Source organism: Faecalicatena faecalis, from assembly GCF_012524165.2.
Taxonomy (GTDB): Bacteria; Bacillota; Clostridia; order Lachnospirales; family Lachnospiraceae; genus Faecalicatena_A; species Faecalicatena_A faecalis.
The window spans coordinates 74,696-93,226 of sequence record NZ_JABACJ020000011.1 but is presented as its reverse complement, the minus strand read 5'-3'; the positions used below and the strand labels follow the sequence as shown (position 1 = coordinate 93,226).

Sequence of the window (18,531 nt, the reverse complement as noted above, 5' to 3'; positions counted from 1 at the left end):
TAACGTGTGAAAAGGGGTCACACCCCTTTGTAGTTCTTCCCGTAAACTGCCCAGTTCTGTTCTCCGTCATCCCGGATCTGAATCTCTGGAAAGCTTTGGATATACTGTTTGAATTGAGAGTATCCGTAATCTCTGACCTTGAAATCACCGAACCGGTTCCGTATCTTATTCCCTAATGTTCCGAGTGAGACGCCCTGGGCCCCGGCATTCTGGACAAGCATGATGATATATTCTTCCAGCATTTCTTTCTTGCTCTTATCCTCATACACGGTCACCGTCACCTGGGTTCCATCCTGTTTCAACTTTAATTTGGGAAATGTCTCCAGAAACTTGGACAGAAGGCTGTATCCATAACGACGGACATCAAAATCCGGGTACAGCTTAACAAGACGGCTTCCCACCTCGCCCAGTCCAGTCTCTTTATCATTGTTCTGATTCTCTGTAATAATTTTTACAACGGCTTCTTCAATCTGATTCTTAGAAACCACATCGGTATTGCACTTTTTACTTTCCTTATTTGTCGCATGGACCAAGGCCTTTTCTTCTTTTTCTATGGTGTTATCTTCCAGCAGCAATTCCAGGACCGTAAAGATATCACACGCCTTACGGAACGGCACCGGAGTCTTATCTTCCCCCATGCCGATGACCGTCTTTCCACTCTCACGCAGGCGGCTGGCCAGCTTCGTAAAATCGCTGTCGCTGGATACCAGGCAGAATCCTTCTAACTCACTTGTATACAACATATCCATTGCGTCGATGATCATCGCGGAATCGGTCGCATTTTTACCATGGGTATAGCTGAACTGCTGGATCGGCGTAATCGAATTCTGTAAAAGCTCTTCCTTCCAACTGGAACTGTACGTACTGGTCCAGTCACCATAAATTCTTTTGTATGTTACATTTCCATATTTGGAAAGCTCATCTAATATCGGCTTGATGTATTTGGCGGAAACATTGTCCGCATCAATTAGCAATGCATATTTGTCGTCCATGTTCGGTATACCTCTCCATTCAAATCTTTCCACTCAAAGATTTTATTTTCATATATCATATAACTATGCGCTGAATTTTCTTTTGGTATGGATACAGAACCCGGATTCATATAAATATACGCTTCCTTCTCCTCGCATGCTGGAATATGGGTGTGACCGTTGAGAAGGATGTCCCCCTCTTTCAGCATTGGTGGATTAGCAGGATTCCATATATGCCCATGTGTCGCTAATATCGTCTGTCCGTCCAATTCCAGAAAACAGTACTCTGCCATAATCGGAAATTCCAACACCATCTGGTCTACCTCCGTGTCACAATTTCCGCGCACGCAGAGCAAATGCTCCTTGATCGGATTCAGCATGGCAATCACTTCTTTTGGAGCGTAATCCTTCGGCAGATCATTGCGCGGTCCATGATATAAAATGTCCCCCAGTAATAACAGCCTGTCCGCCCTTTCTCGTTTGTATGCCTCCACCATCTGACGACAGTAGAACGCAGAACCATGGATGTCTGATGCAATCATCAACCTCATGCAATTCCCTCCCTGTCCTACGCATTTCCTGATGGTATATAAGGACGGATAGCTCCCGCTACACTGGAGATAGGCATCGTCTGCAGCCAGATCTTCCCTGGTCCGGTCAATACTGTATTAAACAGACCTTCTCCACCTAGCAGTTTATTCTTCAGTCCTGGAACCTGCTGAATATCTATCTGTACTCCGACCTCGAAGCCGGCTACATTGCCAGTGTCAACGATAATCTGCTGGCCTGCTGCCAATTCATACTCAACCAGTTCCCCGTCAATTTCAACAAAAGCCATTCCACTTCCAGACAGACGCTGCATGATGAATCCCTCTCCACCGAATACCCCGGTGCCCAGCTTCTTATTAAAATGAATAGAGAGCTGCACGCTGCTCTCTGACGCAAGAAATGCGCTCTTCTGTACGACCATCTCATGCCCCGGTGTAATCTGGACCGGCATGATCCTTCCCGGGAAGCTGGAGCCGAATGCAATCACACCTGCACCACGTGCCGTATAAATATTCTGGAACATGCTTTCTCCAGAAAATGCCTTGGAAAACATCTTCCCAATACCGCCGCCTGCCGTCTCCATCTGCATATTTGGGCTCATCCACACCATAGAGCCCTTCTCCGTGATCATCTGCTCACCATCTGTGAGCTGACATTCAACAACTGGAAATGCTCCGCCTTTGATCTCATATTTCATATTTTTTCCTCCGTTTATCGTTTTATACGATTCTCTTCTTTCATCCTACTTTGCAGAAAAGATACTGTCAAGTCCAAATAGTTTCTACACCGCAAAAAAAGCGGTGCTGCGGATATTCAGAATCCGCTTCACCACTTCCTTCAAAATCTCAAAAATTATTTGTCATATCAAATACCGGACGACCATCTTTGTCCCACAGAATTTTCATACGATAGGTATGCCGATTCGGATCATACAAGGGATCCCCTTCAATCTCATCGTACTGCCGGGCATGATAAATCATGATATCCTCTTTCCCATCTTCCGATTTCGTGAATGAATTATGTCCTGGACCTAAAATCCCTTTTTCCCAATCTGTTTTCATGATCGGCAGCCTTTCCTTTTTCCAAGCATGTGGATCTAAGAGGTCGGCCCCGGACGATATACTCAGCATTCCCATACAGTAACAGGCTCCGGTCGCACTCGCTGAATACGTCAGATAGAGCTTGTCCTCATGCCGCAGCAGCGACGGACCCTCGTTCACCCAGAAATCTACTCTCTCCCAATCATAATCAGGCGATGTCAAAAGCACCTGTGCTGTGGACAGCCTGCATGGGCTTTCCAATTCCGCTATATAAAGGTTGGAAATTTTCTTCCCTACACTCACCTTTTCGGCCCAAACGCAATACCATTTATCCTGGTTCTTAAACACCGTCATATCCAGTGAAAAATCTTGAAAAGAAAAGTCATCCGCTGCCTGCATCTTCCCTTTTTCTATCCAGGGGTCTGCAATTGGGTCACTGCCTGTACATTCCAAAACATAGGGGCGCAGTGCCCAGATATCATCCTTTTCGCTGGCCGCAAAATAGAGAAACCATTTTCCTTCTATAAAGTGAATTTCGGGCGCCCATATATGCATGCTCATCTTTCCTGTCTCATGTCTCTTCCATATCGTAACTTCCTCTGCATCCTGCAGTCCATCAAGTGTATCGCTCTGACGGAGCACGATTCGGTCATATTCCGGGACAGATGCAGTAAACAGATAGCTCCCATCTTCATGTCTATAGACATAAGGGTCAGCCCGTTGAACTATAAATGGTTCATTATATTTCGTTTGTATAAAATTATGAATATTCATGATACTATCCTCACATCTCAAATGTGCAGGTAAACTTATATACAGCATTCCACCCACGTTGAGTTGAGGCCACTTAAGGCCTCTTTGCTGCTAGCTTTCTGATCATGAAAATATATTTCCATCATTAGATGTCACAAAGTCTCTCTATCCAATATTTTGTAATTCAAATAGATTGCTTTGGGAACATAATCCTCTGAGTCTATCTGTGTAAGAAGCTCTGAGACCGCTGTTGCCGCCACTCCCTCCAGATTCGTCGAGACCGTTGTCAGCTTAGGAGTAATGAATTCCAGAATGTTGATATCATCAAATCCCATCAGACCGAAGTCGTCCGGTATGCTCATCCCATTCTGCTGTCCCCAGCGCATCACGTTTAATGCATAGCTGTCACCAGAGCATAAAAAGGCTGTCTTTCCCTGATCTTTTCGAGCCAGCATTTCTTCCACATCTGGCAGATAATCCGTCTTGCCGATCACCTCCTGGATCAGACCAGGGTATTTTGCAGCAGATGCCTGGAAACCAAGAAGCCGCTGCTCATGGACATATATATTTTCTTTCTCTTTCACAGCAAGCGGAGGACAGATGAATATGATTCTTTCATATCCTTTAGAAACGATCAAGTCTACCGACTCCATTGCTGCTGCCATTTCGTTTACCTGTACTGTAGTTATTGAATCTGATACTTGGTTGCCAATACAGACAACAGGTATATTTAAAGATAATAAAAAGTCTTCAAATTCTTTTCCTTTATTAATTGGACTGATCAATATCCCTTCCATCTGGCGGTCTGCAAGCCCCTGAATCAGCTTTCTCTCCCAATCCAGGCTTTCATCACAGACCACAATATTGGTAAAGTACCCTCTCTTGTCTGCTTCCTTATTGATAATATTCAAGGATTGGACAAAATACATATTCTCAATATTGATGGTCACTACGCCCAGGGACATTGTCCTGCCGTGATTCAGGCTCCTTGCAAGTAAATTAGGACGGTAATTATATTCTTTGGCAACAGACAAAATTCTTTCTTTTGTCTCCTTTCCAACACTTCCACTGTCATTCAAAGCTCTCAGAACTGTAGTCCTTGAAACCTTGCATATTTCAGCTATCTGATTAACAGTAATTGCCATTTCATTACCTCCCTTTTCGAACAAAGTGTGTAAAATCAGCTTGAGTATAACATAAAAGGAACACTGCCGCAATGAAGAGATCACACTGCCCTGAGGATACACTACACCTCAATTCTCACCATATTAAAAGACAGGGGCGCAAGCTCTACGATGCATCGGTTCTCTATAAGGACTCCACCTTCCTGCTGTTTTGGAGTTACAGCATTGTGATTCTGCTGATTCGTCATCTTTTTATCTTCTGCTGTCATACTAATAAAGGCTTTTATTTTTTTTGGTATAAAATTCTGTAATACTGCTTCTGCCATCAAGGTTTCATCTTCGCTTTTATTGACCATAAAAAGGACGACCTCATGCTCTTTTGCATTCCAAACGATTACCTCGTCAAGATAGGGGACTTGTTTAAATTCCTCACATTCGTAAGATGGACCTGCCACAGTACTTTTTAGAACAGTCCCTTTCGCATAATTTGCGAAATAACAGAATGGATAATAAATAGTCTGAAGCCAGACATCTCCACCTTTCTCGGTCATAATGCATGCACTGACATTCGTCAGGAGGGACTGACATGCAATTTTGATAACATCTGCATTTCTCAACATTACCATCTGCATCCCCGCGAACAAAAGAGCATCCTCCATCGTATAGATCTGTTCGCTGATTGGAGGGGCTGTTTTCCATGGTTCTTTAGATACCTCTATATTTACTGAATTACTTGGTAGAGCCCATACTCCCCATTCATCAACACTGAATTTAATATCTTTGTCGGAACGCTTTTTCTTTTTTATGACCTGAGCCACAGAACGAATCGTTTTGATATACTCTTCCATATCAAGTGTCTGAGCTAAAAATGATTTTGTTCCTTTTTCCTGTCCTGCATAATACTGATGAAGGGCCAGATAATCAATGACATCATATGTCTGTTCCAACACCTCCATATCCCACACCGGATATGTCTCCATATTTGACAGGGAACTTCCACATGCAATCAGTTCGATGTCTGGATCGATCAGCTTCATCGTCTTTCCTGCTTCTGCTGCAAGACGCCCATATTCATATGCTGTCTTATGTCCGATCTGCCATTCTCCGTCCATTTCATTGCCAAGGCACCACATCTTGATACCATAAGGCTCTGACACACCATGTGCTTTTCGCATCTCGCTATACTGAGTTCCGCCTGGGAAATTGCAATATTCAATATATTGGGCAGCCTCTTCTATGCCCCGTGTCCCCAGATTCACTGTAAAAATAGGCTCTACACCTGCTTTACGTGCCCAATGAACAAATTCGTTTGTACCAAACTCATTTGTCTCGATCGCTTTCCACGCAAGCTCAAGTTTCTTCGGCCTGTCTGATCTCGGCCCCACACCATCCTCCCAGTGATAGGAAGAGACAAAATTGCCTCCCGGATAGCGGACCGCCGTGACCCCCATCTCCTGAACCTTTTCCAGAACATCACTGCGAAATCCCTCTTCATCAGATTTGCAATGATCCGGCTCATACACTCCAGTATAGATGACTCTTCCCATATGTTCCAAAAAGGAACCATAAAGCCTCGGATCAATTTCTCCTATCTTAAAATTCTTATCGCAAATCACTTCTGCCTTTAACATACGAATCTCCTTAACCCTTTAATCCGGCGCTCGCCATACCTTCAACAAAGTATTTCTGTCCCACCATATACAAGATGAACATTGGAAGCAGTGAAATCAGTGCCCCCGCAAATGCCGCGCCATATTCTATCGTGTTCTGTCCTATAAATAATGCCAATCCATTGGCGAGTGTACGCATTTCTGTCCTACTTGTTACAATCATCGGCCACAGCAGGTCATTCCATGAGCCATTAATACTTAAGATAACCAGCGTGATTACCGCAGGCTTTACCTGAGGCATCATGATCCTCCAGAAAATCCCCATTTCTGAAAGCCCATCTATCCGGGCCGCTTCTGCTAATTCTTTTGGGATACCAGAGAACGCCGCCCTCATCATAAAGATGGACCCTGCTACCGCGACCCTTGGAATAATCAGGCCCCAATAGGTGTCATACATTCCCATCTTAAATACGACCAGAAATAGCGGAACCATGATTACCTGGAAAGGAACCATCATAGTCGCCAGTGTCATCAGAAACATCCCTGTCTTTCCCTTAAAGTCATAAAAAGCATATGCATAGCCTGCCATACTATTTACAACGACTGCCAGAAGTGTTGTCCCTCCAGCATAAATCACTGAATTGAGCATATATCGCAGAATATTGATTCGGTCCTGTACATCCACAAAGTTTTCTAAGGTCAATGACTGTGGTATAAAAGTAGGCGGCCAGGAGATAATCTCCTTTTCCGGCTTAAATGCACTCAATGTCATCCAGATGACCGGCACCAGTACAAGTAAAGCCAGAATGACCAAAACGACAAATATCGGAATACTAATTGCTACGTTTTTGATTTTAATCGTCTTCTTCTTTTTCATGCTATTCCTCCTGGTTCATTTTGCGGTACATCAGGACAGTGATGACCATAATGATCACAAACAAAATCACCGACATGGCAGAAGCATATCCCATGCTGGATCGCGATGAGAACGCTCTTGAATAAATATAGGTTACTGTAGACTCTGTGGTATAATTCGGACCACCATTGGTCGTAATGTATATGATATCAAATATCTGCAGCGCACCGGCAAATCGCGTCATTAAAATATACCAAAATGTAGGTCTGATGGAAGGTGCCGTGATATGCCAGAACTGACGTATCTTTCCCGCACCGTCCATCTCGGCAGCTTCATATAAAGATGCAGATACCTGCTGGATCGCTGTCACATAAATGATTGCAGATATACCAAAGCTTCTCCATATAGAAATAAATGAGACTACAAATATTGTGAGTCCAGGTGTATTTAAGAAATTAATTTTTCCCAGGCCCATGGACTGCAAAGCTGCTGTAATAAATCCAATGTTCGAGTGCAGAATCATCTTCCACATGATACCAATTGCAGTCGCAGAACATATAACAGGCAGAAAGTAGACCGCCCTAAAAAACTTGTTCTTTATGTTGTTCTTCGTAATCAGGGCTGCTACGGCTAATGCCCCTAAAACCTGCAGAGGAACCTCCAGACCTGTAAAAATCGCTGTCACTTTCAAACTATTCAGGAACCGGCTGTCATGAAATGCTTCGATAAAGTTATCTAAACCTATAAAATTTGCCGAATCCATGGTAATCGATACATCAAACACACTCAAACCAAATGCGATGATAAGCGGTACTACACTAAACAGAATTAACAAAATGACGGAAGGGGCCAAAAAGAGGTATGCACTCCTGGATGGCTTGTTCCAATATTTCATCATTTTCTTCATTTTCCTTCTCCAATCTGCCTGCCTCGATTCTTGCAAGAAAGGCAGCTCTTTTTCAGCCGCCTTTCTCCTATCTGAGAATCTTGTTAAAATCAATTATTTATTATATTCATCAACGATTTTATCTGCTGCAGTCTGTGCCTTATCAAGTGCATCATCAACGGATGCATTGCCAAATGCCACGGAGTTGATCATCTCAGGAATCACATCATTCAGTACATCATTAATTCCAGGGAAACTAGAATCTACGATGAAGTCTGTCGGTGCATCTGGATTTGCAGAAGACATAACACTAAGTTTCTCACTCTCTTTATATGCAGGCTTCTCCTGAACAGAATAAGTATATGCCGGGAAACCATTTGCAACTGACCATTCTAAAGCTGGACTTGACCCCTCTTTATCTTCGGAGTTCCACCACTCGATGAATTTATATGCAGCTTCTTTCTCTTCATCACTTGCAGCCGTCGTTATAGAGAAGCCAAGAACCTCAACAGAGTTCATATCTCCTGCCTCCCCCTGAGGAATCAGACCAATACCATAGTTGACATCTGCTGTATCAAGTCCGGCTGTCACCCAAGGTCCGCCTACAGTAATACCGATCTGTCCTGCACTCATCATAGAATCTGTGTCAGCTTCTAGCGGATTATCCCCATTATCTACCATAGTTTTATACATATTCAGGAAGTCTGCATACCCGCTGTTTCCTTTGAAGTTCGCTTTCCATTTGCCATTGCCATCTGTAACTGCCAGACCACCCTGACGCTGCATCATGTGTGCAATCTGGTATGGATAGTCGTAAGAAATACCAGATCCGTATACGTTCTTACTCTCATCTGTAATCTTCTCAGCATCCTTCTGCCACTCTTCCCATGTTGTCGGAGGTGTCTCCGGATCCAGACCTGCTGCTTCAAATAAGTCCTTGTTCCAATACATGTAATAACCTACGACCTGGAAGGGAACAAAGTATAAAGAATCTCCTTCTGAGCAATAGTCCAGATAAGACTGAATAAAGTCTTCTTTATTTAAATCTGTCTTCTCAAATATATCACTGATGTCCTGCATATAGTCACCATATGTAAATCTATAAGCACTTGAACTTAACATCATCGTCGGTCCGGTACCTGCCGCAAATGCAGTAGATAGCTGACTGTCAAAGTCTGAAGAAATATCCATCTCAACTGTAATGCCATCTTCGTTCTCTTTATTATAACGATCTACGAGTTCTACCAGCATATCTCCATCAGATCCTGTAAAACTGTTCCAAAATGAGATTGTGGTTCCTTTTTTACTATCCTTCTTCTCTGTACTATCAGATTTTGAACTGTCACCAGAACCGCTGCCACAAGCCGCCGTCGAAACTACCATCATTGTTGAAACACCAAGTGCAACCAGCCTTTTCCACTTGTTCATTTTTTTCATACTATTGTCTCCCTTTCTTAATCACTTGACATACACACTTTACCGGATTTTATATGTATATCATTCTTTGATTGTACACGTGTAACTTGTTTTTCTAAAACAAGAATATTACCTTTGTGCAAAAATGTCAATATTAATTTCAAAAACCGGCATTATGCAATAATATCGCATAATATTTTTGTCTATTTTTCTTATATTTATCTGTTTATATCTGATTTTTTATTGTTTTTTACTATTTTATTCTAAATGTTCTCGTGTACTTAACTATTCTTTTTAATGGCATAGGGAACAGAGATTCCTGTGTCATCAAAAAAACTGGCCGCTATCACTAGCCGCCAGTTTTACTTTGATCTATTTTTTTATGATATCGATAACTAAATGGGAATCACAAGACATCCGATAATGGCAAACAGCATTGCCAAGACTGCCGTAATTGCATTTCCCAAGGTATAACTCTTCAATCCTCCTGTTATAGTAAATCCTGATAAGTTCGTGCTGACCCAGAATCCACTATCATTGACATGTCCGCAGCTCAGTGAGCCTGACAGACAGGCGATCGCCATCCACACCGGATGCATGCCCACAGCCGCCGGTACGGAAGCCATGATGGTCATGGTCGTGATAGAAGCCACTGTTCCTGAACCAAGAGCCACACGGAAAAGTGCTGCTATTACAAATGCAATCAAAAGAGCTACAACAGGAGATGCTGAAATATTCTGAATCAGGTCAGCCAGCATATCTGCCATTCCTGTGGCACTTATAATTGCACCAAAGGAGCCACCCGCACCTGTGATCAGAAGCACGATTCCACAGCTTTTTAACGCTTCTGTAGCAGACTGATCGCGTTCTTCTTTATCCATTGCCCGTGCAGAAATCACATATGCACTCAATGCACCCAACAACAATGCCACTGTTTTATTGCTCAGGAAGGTGACTGCAGCCGGGACCTGCTTCATCACGGCCCCCATGATCGTCCCCACCAGAATGAGAACAACTGGCAGCAAGATCGGTATCAATGACATGATAAATGTCGGCTCATTCCTCTTTTCATTGGAGATATGTTCTTCATATACCTCCACTCCGGTCTCATCCTTCTCTTTGTTCCAGAATCCTTTGTCTAGAAGTGTAAAAAATATCTTCATCGCAATGATTGCTGAAATCAAACCTAGGACAATTCCAACAATGACCATGACCCCTAAGTCAAAGTGCAGGATTTCCGCTGCTGCCAATGGATTCGGTGTCGGGGGCGCCAGCGTATGGGCGGCTCCAGCACCTATAATCATCGCGCCTACTGTATAAGGCAGCGGCTTATGTATCTGGCGTGATACTGCGATAGCTAATGGGATTAAAATAACAAATGTAACATCATAAAATACGGGAACTGATAAAAGAAAAGCCGTTATTCCCAATGCATACAAGGCATATTTCTCGGATGTTTTCTGAATCATTGTAGTTGCAATTACTTTTGCACCGCCCGAATCAGAAAGTAACTGACCTAAAATCACTCCAAAACCAACAGGCAGTGCAATCCCGGTCATAAGATTTCCAAACCCGCTGCTGATTGTGTCAATCGTTTCTGCAGCACCGAGTCCTGTTGTAATCCCCATAAAGATACTTCCCAATACAAGTGCAATTGCCGGATTCAGCTTTAATTTTAAGATAACAAACAAAATTATGACTATTGACACAGCCAGCGAAACAAAAACCATGATATTCACAAGCCCCTCCTTCTCCGCCGTTTCATTCCAAGCGGACCACCACATTGAACCAGCTTCTTATTTCAATCTTGCTTTTAACCGATCTTCTGCCTTTGTAAACTCACTATTAAATGCGTCTGACTCCAGCTTCTCTAATGTACTTAAATGGTTCTCATGCTGCTCCTTATCCCATTCCTCTGCAAATGCTCCACCCTTGATTCTTTCATAACGGTTCTTCAGGAAACTACGAATTTCGCTGGTATCTACATCGTTAAATCCAATCAACTGTCCATACTGACTCGTATGTGAATGGTAAGGAAGCTGACGGAAGAAACCGACCTCAGCAGCTTTCTCCATCATAACAGCCGGCTCTTTGGACAAATACATCTCCATGAGTACAGCCTCCTCCGGGTGCCCCATCTCAACCTGAAGCTTGAACGCCTCAACGAACACGTTATAAATAATCGGCCAGGTTCCCTGCTCTGCCATTAAATCCAGACAAGTCTCATCATCAAATGTTACCTCGATCGCACCTTTTCTGGTAGCTCCGATTGCTTTACAGAGTGCCTTTCCATATTCCAGTGCCTTGCCGGAAGCATCCTGGTGAACGCCGACAAATGCTGGTGATCCTTCTCCACTGACATACAGCTCACGAACTCCTTTTCCAATCATACGCGGGGCTGCCATGACAACATCCAGTCCCTCTGCCGGTGTAATCCTTTTAAAGGTAATATTATACCCGGATGCAAAGTTCAATACATTACCCGGCTCCAGATTTGGAGCGATCTGCTCTTCATAAATCTCAGGTGCCACTTCATCTGGCAAAAGAAGGAAAATAATGTCTGCCTTTTTCGCTGCCTCAGCAATTGAATAGACCATAAAACCGTCTTCATTTGCCTGATCAAAGGATTCGTCATGTCTGCTTCCTACGATCACATTCTTAATTCCAGAATCACGCATATTCAGCGCCTGACTGCGTCCCTGATTCCCATACCCTATAATTGCGATTGTCTTGTCAATCACTAAACCTAAATCTGCATCGTTGTCATAATAAATGTTTGCCATAATAAATACACTCCTTTTTATTTGTTCTATGACATCAGTCATCTGATGTCTGTCCTCTGATGTTAGATTAGCATTAAACAGACCTCTCGTCAATAGGAGTTCGGTACTTTTTACTATTTTACTAATATTCAGTCCTATTTTATGTATGTTTTGCACAAAAAAGGATGTATTCACAAAAATCAGTGAATACATCCTTTACTTACTCCATACACTCGTCCAGGGCCAATTCCTTCCACTTCTCAAGAGAGAGGATAATCGCTTCTTCCATAGCCGCCTTATTCCGGCCTTCCAAAGCCTTTAAGATCTTATCATGGTTATCTGTTACCATCCTCGAATAATCTCGGTTGGCAATCACGAGTGATGGTTGGAATAGCTCCATGATACTGCGTCCTATACTGACTACAAACGGATTATGAGTGCTTTCATATATCTTATTGTGAAATTCCATATCATTCTCTACTGTCGCCCTGCCCTTCTTAAAGTCCTGCTTCGTCCGTTCATGGATATCTTTCAGTTCCTTTATATCTTCATCAGATGCATTGTCAATGGCCAGAAGGCTGCCTGACACTTCCAGCATCCGCCTGAATTCAACAAGCTTGTCTTTGCTTTCTGTACGGCTCTGAAGGATGAGCTGGAATATGAGTGGATTCATGACACTGGAATCTACCGTTGTGCGGATACGGCTGCCATTCCCTTTACAGATCTCCACGACTCCCATGGCCTCCAGCATCTTAACTGCCTCACGCACACTCGATTTTCCTACACCGAACCGCTCTGAAAGCTCTGTCTCCGATGGGAGAAATTCTCCTGGAACAATCGCCCCGCTGATGAGTCCTTCTTTAATCTTCTCTACCACCATTTTGGATAATGACTGCTTTGGTACCGGAGTCAGCCAGCTCTCCTTCTTACTCTCCATAACGTTCCTCCTTCCACAATTACAAAGGGGTCAGACCCCTTTACTCCTCCTCGATCAGTTCTTCAAATTCTGTCTTCTCGAATTCCTGTATCGAGATGTGCCTCTTATTCGGATTTGCATACACAAATGTCTTGTCTACATTCTCCAGATAGTTCTGGATCTTATCGTTAGTCGCACTGATGATCGCCTGAAAGCCAAGGCCGCGTATCAAGGAAATACAGCTTGCCACCTTCTCTGCATCCATCTTCGAGAATGCCTCATCCAATACGACCAGACGTATTGTAGGATTCCTCTGAATCTTCGGCGACAGATTGATATGGTACACTTGTGCAAAGCTCGCCAGCAATGCCACATAAAGCGGGTTCTGTCCCTCACCGCCAGAGTTCTTTTTAATCATCTTACTTAAGCCAATCGTCATATCCTTCTCGCCCTGTACGATCTGCTGCATATCAAAAGACAGATACGTCCGGTAATCCGCATATTTATCCATGTTCTTCTTAGCTTCTTCCAGTTCCTCTCTTGTGGCATTTTCCGGCGGGATGAAAATGTTGATCAGTTCGTTCATCATCTCCCCGTACTGATCTTCATGCTCCATTGTGAACATATTGAGCTGATTCTCCATGGCATTCGTCAATTGCGATGGATTGATCTGCAGGGAATCATCCATGAACATCTTATAGTATTTCCCATCCGCGCCTTTGTTCTTTGTAATTACGAACTGGTACTTGTCCTTACCAAAATCCAGTTTACTGATAATCCGATTCAGCTCGTCCTTTCTCTGATATGCCTCCCGGATTGCACTTCGGATCTTAAAAATAAAGTCATCCTTAAAATGCTCCACTGCGGACCGTGCCTGCTCCCTGGCTGCATCCTTATAATTTTCCAGATGATCACATGAAAGGCGCTCAAGCAGCTTATCATACGGCCCGTTGTCCTTGATACTGGTGGAAAATGTCCGGTTCGGGTACTTCTGGATATAGCTGCTTCTCACATCTACCAACGCCTGATAAGAGCGTTCCAGCTTTTCCTCCATCGGAATCCGGTCTCCCAGCCTCTGCCGCCTCAAATACTCATAGTTGACAGACTTGCGGCTCTCCATGAACTTACGAAACGCCTCTTCAAATCCGGCATCCTCGTGAAAATACCGCTCTCTGTCTGCAAGCTGTGCATTCATCTCCAAATTATCGCTTTTACATTTCTGAATGAATTCCCGGTTCTTCCAGATTTCCTCCTGTACCTTCTGTATCTGCGTCTTTTTATCGATCTGCTGTCTCATCAGATCAGCCTTCTGCTCTTCCCATGCCGAAACGGATTCTTCCCGAAGCTGTCTCATCTGTTCAGTGAGCTGCTTCTTACGGCGCTCTTTCCCGGCAATCCGATCCATATCGAACAGCCATCCCAGATAGTCCTCCAACGGCTGCTGCAGTCCTTCAAGCTGTCCCATCTTTTTCAGCTCTTCCAATGTCTCCTGAAGCGGAAGACGCTCGTTCTGGAACGCCTGACACTTCTCATCCAGTTGACGAATCCTCTGACGCATGCTCGTCTCACCGATATAAGCCCTCCGGGTGTAATTTTCGGGATTGATATGCTGCAGACGGTAGCTGTGATACAATACACAATCCGGTGTGATCCCGATTCTACAGTCACGAAGTTCCTCCAGGCTTTCGCACTTCATCACATTTCCAAGGAAGAAATCAATATAGGCCCTGACATGCTCTTCCTTTGCTGTCACCTCTTCTGCCAACGCTCCCGGACGTACCTGATGCTCCCCCTTCTTCGCAGACTCCATGACCTTCTCCGTGTCCAGAACAGCCGCCCGGAAAAATCGTTTTTTATCCATCTCCTGATAAATATCCATAGCGGCTTTCGCATACTTCGGTTCGACAACAAGCAAAAGCTTATTATTGCCTAGATACCCTTCCACCGCATTATGCCAGCGCTCATCCTTAATATCCAATAGATCTGCCAGAATCTGCACGTTGACAAACTTTCCACAACGCTCGCCCAACCGGGTCCGAAGCTCATATCTTGCCTCTTCCAATTCCTTCGGATAGGCTTTGCGCCCCTGCTTAAGCTCCTTTAATTCTTCCCGTGCCTCGTGCTCTTCCTTCTTAATCCTGCGCAGACGGGAGTCCGTCTCACGGCGCTCCTCCTCAACTTCCTCTCTTAGCTCTGTCAAACTATCCTTCAATCGACTCAGTTCCTCTTTTGAAATCGTTCCCTTTTCGAACTTCTCGATATCCCAGATTGTCTGATTTGGTGTCATGTCTTTTTCTTTCCACTCGTTCAGACGCTCTGCAGTCTGCTCCCATCTGGCCTTGCTGTTCTCAAGCCGCTCCAGCGTCTCATTGATGTTGGACAGTTCTGTCTCAAGATTGGAATACCCACTGTTATTGATGCGAAGAAGAATCTCTTCATAATCCTTCTGGATCTTCTGCTCCTCTTCCTCCAATCTGGCCCGCATCGTCTCCTGACGGCTGATTTCCTCCTGGCGGCCTTCGATCCTGTCTGTCAGCTCCTGAATCTTAGCTCGCAACTGCATCATCTCCAGCTTATCGATCTGATACGTACACGCACCAACTTCCCGGCGCTCTTGCTCATACTTTTTAAAGCTCTCCTGAATCTCTGTAAGTCTGCGGATTTCCTCCAAGGTCTCCTCTATCTTATTGCGCATCCGCCCATACTGCATGACGCTTTCCTGAAGATCCTCGATATGGATATCCTGCTCCATACAGATATATTCCTTTACAAAATCCTCCAGCCTGATGTTCATGCGGAATGGAATCGCGCGTTTGAACAGACGTGGGAACTTCTCCATATCCAGTCCGCCCAGATAGATATCGTACAACTGCCGCCGAAATCTTTCATTGCTGGGTCCACAGTAATACTGTTCCCCCGGGAAGGTCCTCTGCAGATATTCCCGCATCTCAATCGTAGTCAGACAGCGCTTATCTGCACGATATCCATTTGCGAGCAGCCCCCCTGTGTGCCAGAAAAAGAGCCGGCTGATCTCATTTGTAGAGGTCTCTACATCAAAAACAACACCCACGCACTGTTTGTCCTTGGTATTCGTCTGTTCCAGCTCCAGCACGATCGTACTGGAAAAATTATGATTTCTCAGATATTGGGATTCATTATTTTCACTGATATTCACCATTCCACGCAGATACTCTATTAAGGACCTGTCAGAATCATCTGCCGCCGCTTTATTAAAGAACCCCCTTCCGTCTGTATTTGCATACAGCACGATCTGAAGGGCATCGATCACCGTTGACTTTCCACTTCCAGAGTGTCCTGTAAAAAAGTTAATGCCCTCATTCAGAGTTAATATTTTCCTGTCTATGTAATGCCAATTATTCAGGCATATCTTCGAGATGGCCTTGAATGGCTGATTCGTCTCCAATGTTCTCCTCCTCGTTAAATGTATTCAGTAATTCCCGGATGTCATCCCCCATCAAAACTGCGTTGATACAGGGATAAATAATCAAACGAGTATGTTCGTTCAATTCTTCCAGAACATCTAATGGTTCGATAATCTGGTATTTCTTTAGCAATGAAATTGTTTTCCTCATCTCCGTCGGTGAAGGAAGTCCTTTCAGGACCCTAAAATCTCCGGCCTTCCCATTGACCGCTCCCATCGTCGTCACAATGTGGCTGCTCGAAGAAACCTCTGCCATCTGTTCATCATAAATCAGCTTTAAAACAAGCAGATAAATGGTCGCAAGCCTTGGCAGCTTCTCTCCCCACAAGTTCTCACCCTGGATATAGATCAATCCCATATGCGCATTCTCATAAAGGGTGACACCTGCCACCTTAAAATATTCCTTCAAAAATTCCAAATGCTTACTGCATGTCCGGTACTCCTTCACAAAGGAAAGCCTTCCGGCACGTTTATCAAACTTTCGCTCCAGCAGAAAGGTCTGGCGGTATAAAAGCTGGATCACTTCCGTGACTGCCTCCTGTTCCTCCTGCATGAGCTGCTCGTAATACTCTATCATATAAAATTCTCCTCTTACTTAACGTCTGCGCACAAACTTCAGCCCCGGATATCGATATCCCCCTTGTTCGATCATCTCTGGCTCCTCTTCAATCACCATATATTTACTATTTCTTCTTGTGCTCAAATCGTATGCCAGAATCAGTTTCTCAAAGGACTCCTCATCTTTCACTTGAATCTTTGACGCATCCATGATCTCACCATCCATATGTGCCTCAATGAATTCCTCAATCTGCTTCTTACTATACCTTGCCTGGATCTTATTGAGCTTTAGCACATCATCACGGTCCAGATCCTCTAACACTTCCTCCTGCGCCATCTGGCTGATGAAGTCCTGGCGTCCTTTCCGGCGTTTGTACAGAAACTTTTCTGAAATCATTTCTAACAGTGACAGGTTCATCTTCTGCCCCGTGCATTTCAGCATTTCCTCACAATTATCACTCGCGGCCATCCGGTTCAATAGCTGGACGACCAATCCCTTTGTGTCGGTCTCACCGTTCAGCAGGTAATTCAGTCTTGTCACCGTAGCCCTGACATACTTCGTATGTTCTTTGTCCATGTTGGAAATCCGATGCTCGATATCATCAAATCCACGTTCAATCATATCCAGCAGATCCAGGACATCCTCCCTCGTATCTCCCTGCGCCCTGGAACGGTTACGAACAGTCTCAATCCATTCCTCATCCTCACGCATATCCCTTAAGACCTTTTTAATATCCATCTTATAAATATAAAAATTATCCGAAGTCTTCAAAATATGATACTTCTTACGGACAATCTCCTCCACGTAGCCTTCCAAATGCTCCTTGAGCAGTTCTCCATAGGACTTCTGATCCAGAAGACGGGCGAAAAACTTATCCATATTATGCAGCATATCCTGGAGCGCTTTATTGAGCCGTCTCGTGTTGATCAGCGCCGTACGCAGCATATTCAGGTTCACCCTGTAATCATTCTTAAACGAGAATAGCGTTGCATAGACATTCTGGATATAAATCTCGGTCTCCTCCATATCCTCCGAAGTCAGCCTCTCGAACGCATCAATAAAAATAGCAGAATAGTCCGGTATCACAATATTTGTCGCCAGCGTATTATAGTCCTCGATCCTCTTAAGCCAGCCCTTACGGAGCAGCCAGTTCAGAATACGTGAGGAAGGTGTCTCCAGCATATCAAACTCTGTCTCATCCTCTTCACGCTGAAGTTCAAATCTCTTTTTCGCATTCATATCACTTAGAACTTGAATGCATGCCTCACGGGTCAAAAAATAATTATTATACTGATATTCTTCATTTATCGTCAATAATGCTTCAATATAAACATCCCGGTTCACCGAGCGGAATAAACTCCAGAAGGTGTCCGGGACCTCAAAACGCATCTGCATGTTTAATTTTCCCTTCTAATTTTGATGCCTGTTCCTATTTTATCATAAGGAAAAAATACTGTAAACCTGGATTTATGCCTACAATCAAGCCAAAATCTCTTGTAAATCTGTTACAAACATCATATTTTTATGCGCCAAACCTTTATTTTTCCCCCCTCGTGATATACAATGAGAAGATAAGACAAATTGAAACGGATACGTCACCACTCACGAAAATATAATCTATCAAACCCGGAAAGGAGGCCTGATGTA

Annotated in this window: 15 protein-coding genes; all 15 read right to left on the bottom strand. The window is 44.0% G+C overall.

Translation table 11 applies throughout. The annotated features are described in order from the left end of the window. Window positions 1–17 precede the first annotated feature (17 nt). Window positions 18–992, bottom strand: a complete 975-nt coding sequence (locus tag HGO97_RS12575; RefSeq protein WP_216242157.1) for an NYN domain-containing protein — start codon at window positions 990–992, stop codon at window positions 18–20. After that, window positions 968–1,522, bottom strand: coding sequence for a phosphodiesterase (yfcE, locus tag HGO97_RS12570; protein ID WP_216242155.1), 555 nt, complete (start codon window positions 1,520–1,522; stop codon window positions 968–970). Before yfcE ends, HGO97_RS12575 begins: the two co-directional genes overlap by 25 nt. A gap of 17 nt (window positions 1,523–1,539) precedes the next feature. Next, window positions 1,540–2,217: a TIGR00266 family protein gene (locus tag HGO97_RS12565; RefSeq protein ID WP_216242153.1), complete on the bottom strand. Its 678-nt coding sequence runs from the start codon at window positions 2,215–2,217 to the stop codon at window positions 1,540–1,542. 148 nt (window positions 2,218–2,365) lie between these two features. Beyond that, window positions 2,366–3,334, bottom strand: a complete 969-nt coding sequence (locus tag HGO97_RS12560; RefSeq protein ID WP_216242151.1) for a glycoside hydrolase family 43 protein — start codon at window positions 3,332–3,334, stop codon at window positions 2,366–2,368. 131 nt (window positions 3,335–3,465) lie between these two features. Then, a complete protein-coding gene (locus HGO97_RS12555; protein ID WP_216242148.1) occupies window positions 3,466–4,458 on the bottom strand; it encodes a LacI family DNA-binding transcriptional regulator in 993 nt (330 codons plus the stop codon). A 101-nt stretch (window positions 4,459–4,559) separates the two neighbouring features. Further along, window positions 4,560–6,068 carry an arabinosylfuranosidase ArfA gene (gene arfA / locus HGO97_RS12550; RefSeq protein WP_216242147.1) on the bottom strand — a complete coding sequence of 503 codons (1,509 nt, stop codon included), beginning with the start codon at window positions 6,066–6,068 and terminating at the stop codon, window positions 4,560–4,562. 10 nt (window positions 6,069–6,078) lie between these two features. Further along, on the bottom strand, window positions 6,079–6,924 hold the full coding sequence (locus tag HGO97_RS12545) for a carbohydrate ABC transporter permease (RefSeq protein WP_216242144.1): 846 nt from the start codon (window positions 6,922–6,924) through the stop codon (window positions 6,079–6,081). Window position 6,925: 1 nt separating this feature from the next. Then, entirely contained in the window at window positions 6,926–7,810 is an 885-nt protein-coding gene (locus HGO97_RS12540) for a carbohydrate ABC transporter permease (protein ID WP_216242142.1), read from the bottom strand. A 93-nt stretch (window positions 7,811–7,903) separates the two neighbouring features. Beyond that, a complete protein-coding gene (locus HGO97_RS12535; RefSeq protein WP_216242140.1) occupies window positions 7,904–9,226 on the bottom strand; it encodes an extracellular solute-binding protein in 1,323 nt (440 codons plus the stop codon). A gap of 374 nt (window positions 9,227–9,600) precedes the next feature. Beyond that, window positions 9,601–10,935, bottom strand: a complete 1,335-nt coding sequence (locus HGO97_RS12530) for a GntP family permease (RefSeq protein ID WP_246597431.1) — start codon at window positions 10,933–10,935, stop codon at window positions 9,601–9,603. A 66-nt stretch (window positions 10,936–11,001) separates the two neighbouring features. Next, window positions 11,002–11,988 (bottom strand): ketol-acid reductoisomerase, encoded by a 987-nt coding sequence (gene ilvC / locus HGO97_RS12525; protein ID WP_216242136.1) that lies wholly within the window; start codon window positions 11,986–11,988, stop codon window positions 11,002–11,004. Between the two features lie 199 nt (window positions 11,989–12,187). Next, complete coding sequence (locus HGO97_RS12520; RefSeq protein ID WP_216242134.1) at window positions 12,188–12,904, bottom strand: FadR/GntR family transcriptional regulator; 717 nt, start codon at window positions 12,902–12,904, stop codon at window positions 12,188–12,190. A gap of 40 nt (window positions 12,905–12,944) precedes the next feature. Continuing rightward, a complete protein-coding gene (locus tag HGO97_RS12515) occupies window positions 12,945–16,307 on the bottom strand; it encodes an ATP-binding protein (RefSeq protein WP_216242132.1) in 3,363 nt (1,120 codons plus the stop codon). After that, window positions 16,258–16,902 (bottom strand): DUF4194 domain-containing protein, encoded by a 645-nt coding sequence (locus HGO97_RS12510; RefSeq protein WP_216242130.1) that lies wholly within the window; start codon window positions 16,900–16,902, stop codon window positions 16,258–16,260. Before HGO97_RS12510 ends, HGO97_RS12515 begins: the two co-directional genes overlap by 50 nt. An 18-nt stretch (window positions 16,903–16,920) precedes the next feature. Next, window positions 16,921–18,279 (bottom strand): Wadjet anti-phage system protein JetA family protein, encoded by a 1,359-nt coding sequence (locus HGO97_RS12505; protein ID WP_216242128.1) that lies wholly within the window; start codon window positions 18,277–18,279, stop codon window positions 16,921–16,923. Window positions 18,280–18,531 lie beyond the last annotated feature (252 nt).

Coding starts and splice junctions, on each gene's coding strand:
- HGO97_RS12575 (WP_216242157.1), bottom strand. CDS start 992: ATGGACGACAAATATGCATTGCTAATTGATGCGGACAATGTTTCCGCC.
- yfcE (WP_216242155.1), bottom strand. CDS start 1,522: ATGAGGTTGATGATTGCATCAGACATCCATGGTTCTGCGTTCTACTGT.
- HGO97_RS12565 (WP_216242153.1), bottom strand. CDS start 2,217: ATGAAATATGAGATCAAAGGCGGAGCATTTCCAGTTGTTGAATGTCAG.
- HGO97_RS12560 (WP_216242151.1), bottom strand. CDS start 3,334: ATGAATATTCATAATTTTATACAAACGAAATATAATGAACCATTTATA.
- HGO97_RS12555 (WP_216242148.1), bottom strand. CDS start 4,458: ATGGCAATTACTGTTAATCAGATAGCTGAAATATGCAAGGTTTCAAGG.
- arfA (WP_216242147.1), bottom strand. CDS start 6,068: ATGTTAAAGGCAGAAGTGATTTGCGATAAGAATTTTAAGATAGGAGAA.
- HGO97_RS12545 (WP_216242144.1), bottom strand. CDS start 6,924: ATGAAAAAGAAGAAGACGATTAAAATCAAAAACGTAGCAATTAGTATT.
- HGO97_RS12540 (WP_216242142.1), bottom strand. CDS start 7,810: ATGAAGAAAATGATGAAATATTGGAACAAGCCATCCAGGAGTGCATAC.
- HGO97_RS12535 (WP_216242140.1), bottom strand. CDS start 9,226: ATGAAAAAAATGAACAAGTGGAAAAGGCTGGTTGCACTTGGTGTTTCA.
- HGO97_RS12530 (WP_246597431.1), bottom strand. CDS start 10,935: ATGGTTTTTGTTTCGCTGGCTGTGTCAATAGTCATAATTTTGTTTGTT.
- ilvC (WP_216242136.1), bottom strand. CDS start 11,988: ATGGCAAACATTTATTATGACAACGATGCAGATTTAGGTTTAGTGATT.
- HGO97_RS12520 (WP_216242134.1), bottom strand. CDS start 12,904: ATGGAGAGTAAGAAGGAGAGCTGGCTGACTCCGGTACCAAAGCAGTCA.
- HGO97_RS12510 (WP_216242130.1), bottom strand. CDS start 16,902: ATGATAGAGTATTACGAGCAGCTCATGCAGGAGGAACAGGAGGCAGTC.
- HGO97_RS12505 (WP_216242128.1), bottom strand. CDS start 18,279: ATGCAGATGCGTTTTGAGGTCCCGGACACCTTCTGGAGTTTATTCCGC.